We start from the raw sequence: 5,036 nt of genomic DNA, 5'->3' as shown, positions 1-5,036 counted from the left end.
TCACCGACGTCCCGCCGCCCGCCGCCACCCTCGCCCACGTCCGCGCCGACCTCGACCGGTCGTCGGCCGGCCGGCTCCTCGGCGCCCTGTGGGCGACCCATCGCACGGAACTGACCAGGCTGGTGACCAGCGACCGGCGGGTCATGATCGTGTGGCACCGCGGCGGCGGCGCGGCACTGGTCCAGTTGCTGCTGCGCATGCTCACCCATCGGGACCGGACGCTGCCCGAGACGCTGAACGGCGAGCCTCTGATGACCTGCCTGGACCGTCTGCACAGCCGGCTGGCCCAGTACGCGTCATCTGCCCTGCGTGCGGATCTGGACCGGGCGCGCGCTGTCCTTCCGGATCTGGCCGGGCTGTCCTACCAGGGGATCGTCGACGCCCTCGCGAACGTCTCGCAGCGGAACGCCGACCAGCAAGGAGCTGATCAGTAATGCCTGATCAGGCCGGAAGCCTCGAACGCCTGGCCCTTCTGCTGGCCGAGGTACTGACCCAGGTCACCCACCAGTTCGGCGACAACGGGGTGCTGGACACCTTCGACCAGCTCGGGGTGCATTTTCCCGACGAGTTGCTGACCAACACCACGATCACCGCCGCCCGGCGGACGGTTTTCACCGCGGGCGCCGACCTCAAAGGGCTGACCGCGAAGCTGCTCACCGCGATCGACGGCGGGGACACCGAGGGCATCGTGGCTGCCTCGCTCGCGCTGGTCACCCAGTGCGGGCGGGTCACCGCGTCCTTCTCCCAACTGGCCGACGCACTGGGCACGGCCGGGGCAACGCTGCCCGGCGTCAGCAAGGTACAGATCGACGCGTTGGTGCAGGATCTGCCGCGCAGGATCACCGACCTGCTCCTCGCGGACCTGGCGGAGGTGTCCGGGCCCGTTGCCGCGGTGCTCGAGGTCCTGGGTGTCGTGGACCGTGTGTTCAGCCCGGGCGACCCCGCCGATCCCACCCGGCCGCCCCACGAGGCGGTCACCGTCCACCTGGACCGGCTGCTGCCCGCGATCACCGACCCGGTGCGGCAGTTGGGCCGTCTGTACGGGTGGGGTACGGCATCGTTCGACGCCGCCCGGCTGCTCACCGTCCTGGAGTCGGTCACCGCCCGGCTCGGCCTTCCTGTGGTCCTGGTCCCCGGGTCCGCGACCACCCCGCCGGAGTTGCAGGTCTTCGCCGTCGACCTGGGACCGAGCGCCGACAGGACCGGGCTGCGGGTCGGCATGGTGCTGCCCGTCGAAGGCCAGGGCGGGTTCGACGTACCGCTCTCGCCGCCGACCTGGTCCGCGCATGTCGAGGCCACCGGCAGGGTGGTGGCCGAGAGCGCCGGTGAGATACGGCCGCCCTTCGACGTCAGCATGAAGCCGCCGTCCGGCGGAGCGGCCGAGCTGACAGGCTCGGTCGCCTTCAGTGTGCGGGCGCAACCCGCCGAGCCGTTCCTGCTGTTGGGCGTGGCGGGCGGCAGCCGGCTCGACTTCACCTCGGCGCGGGTGGACGGCGGCGTCAGGTTTGAGCTCGACCCGGTCACCGGGGAGGCCACGGCGACGCCGGAGGTCGTCGGTGAGATCACCGGTGGCCGGCTGGTCATAGACACCGCGGAGGCGGACGGCTTCATCGGCGCGGTCCTCGGCGACCAGAGGCTCCAGTCCGACTTCGGCGTCGGGTTCTCGTTCACCCCGGACTCCGGGTTGCGCTTCCACGGCAGTGGCGGCCTGGAGATCCGGCTCCCGGTGCACGCCGCACTCGGCCCCGTCGAGATGCAGGCCGTGTATCTGCGCGTGGCGATCACCGACGACGGGTCGGTTCCCGTCGAACTGTCCGCCGCGTTCTCCGCGGCGCTCGGCCCGGTCCGGGCGAGCGTGGACCGGATCGGCATACGGGCTGAACTGACCTTCCCCGACGGCGGGGGCAATCTCGGCCCGGCCGACCTGGCGTTCGGCTTCAAGCCGCCGAGCGGCGTCGGCCTGGCGGTGGACGCCGGCGGAATCAGCGGCGGCGGTTTCCTCGACTTCCACCCCGACCGGGGAGAGTACTCGGGAGCCCTGGAGCTGGAGTTCGCGGACTTCCTGGCGCTCAAGGCCATCGGGCTGATCACGACACGGCAGCCGGACGGTTCACGCGGCTTCTCGCTGCTGATCGTGCTGACCGGCGAGTTCGGCAGCGGGATCCAGTTGGGGTACGGGTTCACCCTGCTCGCGGTCGGCGGTCTCATCGGGCTGAACCGCGGGATGAATCTGCAGGCGCTGGTCGAGGGCGTACGGACGGGGTCCATCGAGTCCGTGGCGTTCCCGCGGGACGTGATCGCGAACGCGCCACGGATCCTGTCGGACCTCAACCGGTTCTTCCCGCCGGAGCAGGGCACGTTCCTCATCGGCCCGATGGCGAAGATCGGCTGGGGCACGCCGACCCTGGTGAGCATCTCGCTGGGTGTGATCATCGAGATCCCCGGCAACATCGCCGTCCTCGGTGTGCTGCGGGCCGCGCTCCCCACCGCGGACGAGCCGCTGCTGGTCATCCAGGCCCAGTTCGTCGGCGCGCTGGAACTGGACAAGTCACGGCTGTGGTTCTTCGCTCAGCTCTTCGAGTCGCGAGTGCTGACCATGACCGTCGACGGCGGCATGGGCGTACTGGTGGCCTGGGGCGACAACCCCGACCTGGTCGTCACCGTCGGCGGGTTCCATCCGGCGTACCGGCCGCCGCCCCTGCCGTTCCCGATCCCGGACCGGCTGTCGGTGGACCTGCTGAACCGGCGCAATCAACTCATCCGGGTGACCGGCTACTTCGCCATCACCAGCAACACCGTCCAGTTCGGGGCCAAGGCCGAACTGAAGCTCGGCTTCAGCGCCTTCGGCGTCGAGGGCCATCTCGGCTTCGACGCGCTGTTCCAGTTCTCCCCGTTCCGGTTCGCCATCCGCATCTCCGCCGACGTCACGCTCAAGGCGTTCGGGGTCGGCGCGTTCGGCATCGACCTGGACTTCCAGCTGGAGGGTCCGGCGCCGTGGCGGGCGCACGGGCGGGGATCGATCGGGTTCCTGTTCTTCTCGGTCTCCGCGAACTTCGACATCACCTGGGGCGAGGAGCGGGACACCACTCTGCCGCCGGTCGCGGTGCTGCCCCTGCTGGCGGCCGAGATCCGCAAGACCGAGGGCTGGGAGACGCGGTTGCCGTCCGGAGGCAACCGGGCGCTGGTCACTCTCCGGCAGCTGCCGGACACCGACGACCTGGTGCTGCACCCGCTCGGGACGCTGTTCGTCCGGCAGCGGGCGCTGCCGCTGAATGTCCGGCTGGACCGTATCGGCGGTCAACGGGCGAGCGACGGACGGCGGTTCAGCGTCGCACCGGTGCCGGACAGCGGGCTGGAGCGCGTGTCCGACACCGGCGACCGATTCGCGATGGCGCAGTTCCAGACCATGCCCGACGCGGCCAAGCTGTCCCGGCCGTCGTACGAGACACAGGACGCGGGCCTTGAACTGACCGCCGCCTCCGGCACGTTGGCCTCGGCCCGGGTGGTACGCCGCAGTGCCCGGTACGAGCTGCACATCATCGACAGCGGGACGGCCACCTCACCGGCGGCCGCGCAGCTCCGGAACACCGAATCGCGCGCCACCGTCGCGGCCGCCACCGGGCCGAAGCGGTTCCACAACGTCAGCGGCGCCGTGTTCGACGAGTTGCTGAGCGGCAGCAGCACCAGCCGCGCCGCGCTGTCCCGGCGGCAATCTCGGCTGCGGCAACCGTTCGCCATCGCGGACACGGTCCGGGTGACCGAGCAGCGGTTCGTCGTCGCGTACGTCAAGAGCAACCGGCAGGCGTTCCCGCCCGGTTCGCTGGAGCGGCCGTCACGGGGCGCCGCGGCGACTTTCCGGAGCCTGACCACCGCGCAGGACGCGCTCGCCGACTTCGTCGAGGCCGATCCCGGGCTCACCGGCCGACTGCACGTCATCCCGGCGTCGGAGGCTGCCGCTTCACCGGCCGTCCCCGGCACCTGGTCCGACGCCGGCCTGCTGCCCGTACCCGCGTCCGACGTGGACCTGACACCGCTGACGAACGGCCGCATCCTGCTCGCCGGCGGGACCGGTCCGGCCGGTGCGCCGCTCGCCGCGACCGCACTGTTCGATCCGACGGCCGACGCGTGGTCGTCCGGTCCGCCGCTCACCACAGGGCGGCGGCGGCACACCACGACGGCGCTCTCCGACGGCCGGGTGCTCGCGCTCGGCGGGCGCACCGCCACAGCCCCGCTCGCCTCGGCAGAGGTCTTCGACCCGGCCGCCGGAATCTGGACGCCGGTCCCCGCGTCGATGGGTACGGCCCGGTACGGGCACTCCGCGACCCGGCTGAAGGACGGCCGACTGCTGGTCGCCGGCGGCATCGGTGTCCGGACCGGCCAGGAGGACGGCGCGCTCGCCTCCGCCGAGCTGTTCGACCCGGCCACCTCGACCTGGGCCACGGTCGCGCCCATGACCGACGCCAGGACCGGCCACCAGGCCGTACTCCTGCGTGACGGCCGGGTGTTGGTCGTCGGCGGGGCGCTACCCACCGGGCGCGGTCGGCAGCACGCACTCGCGTACTGCGAGCTGTACGACCCGGCGACGCGCAGCTGGACGCCGACAGGCAGCCTCGCCCAGGCCCGCAAGGGTCACCAGGCGACGGCGCTGCCCGACGGCCGGGTCCTGGTCACCGGCGGCGATCCGGTGGTTGCTCCTGACGGCACTCTCGATCCGCACAGCCTGGTCACCGCGGAGCTGTACGACCCCGAGACCGGGGCGTGGACCTCGGCAGCAGACATGCCTGGCGGCGGTCGCAGCAGCCACCGGAACCTGTTGCTCCGATCCGGGATCGTCCTGGCCATCGGCGGCACCGGCGCGCCTGAACTCACGGCCGGCCACCGCTCCGTCGTCGGCTACAGCCCCAGGAAGAACGCCTGGACCACGATCGGCGGCCTCGGTCTCGGCCGGTTCGCCCTCGGCGCGGTCGAACTGGCCGACGACCGGGTGCTGGTCGCCGGCGGTGTGGCGGCGGCCGGCGCGGCCGCGCAGGCGGACT

The 5,036-nt window shown here is 71.9% G+C and carries 2 protein-coding genes; both read left to right on the top strand.

All coding sequences use genetic code 11. The features are described from left to right. Positions 1-434, top strand: a 434-nt coding sequence (locus tag O3Q52_RS48745; RefSeq protein ID WP_269654873.1) for a hypothetical protein, incomplete at its 5' end; no start/stop codon positions are given. Beyond that, positions 434-5,036: DUF6603 domain-containing protein (locus tag O3Q52_RS48740; RefSeq protein ID WP_269654872.1), on the top strand; the 4,603-nt coding region annotated here is incomplete at its 3' end. The genes O3Q52_RS48745 and O3Q52_RS48740, both read left to right, overlap by 1 nt.

It is taken from the genome of Streptomyces sp. ActVer, from assembly GCF_027270795.1.
GTDB lineage: Bacteria > Actinomycetota > Actinomycetes > Streptomycetales > Streptomycetaceae > Streptomyces > Streptomyces umbrinus_A.
Note: the sequence above shows the minus strand (reverse complement) of the source record. Positions and strands in the feature narration are given on the sequence as shown.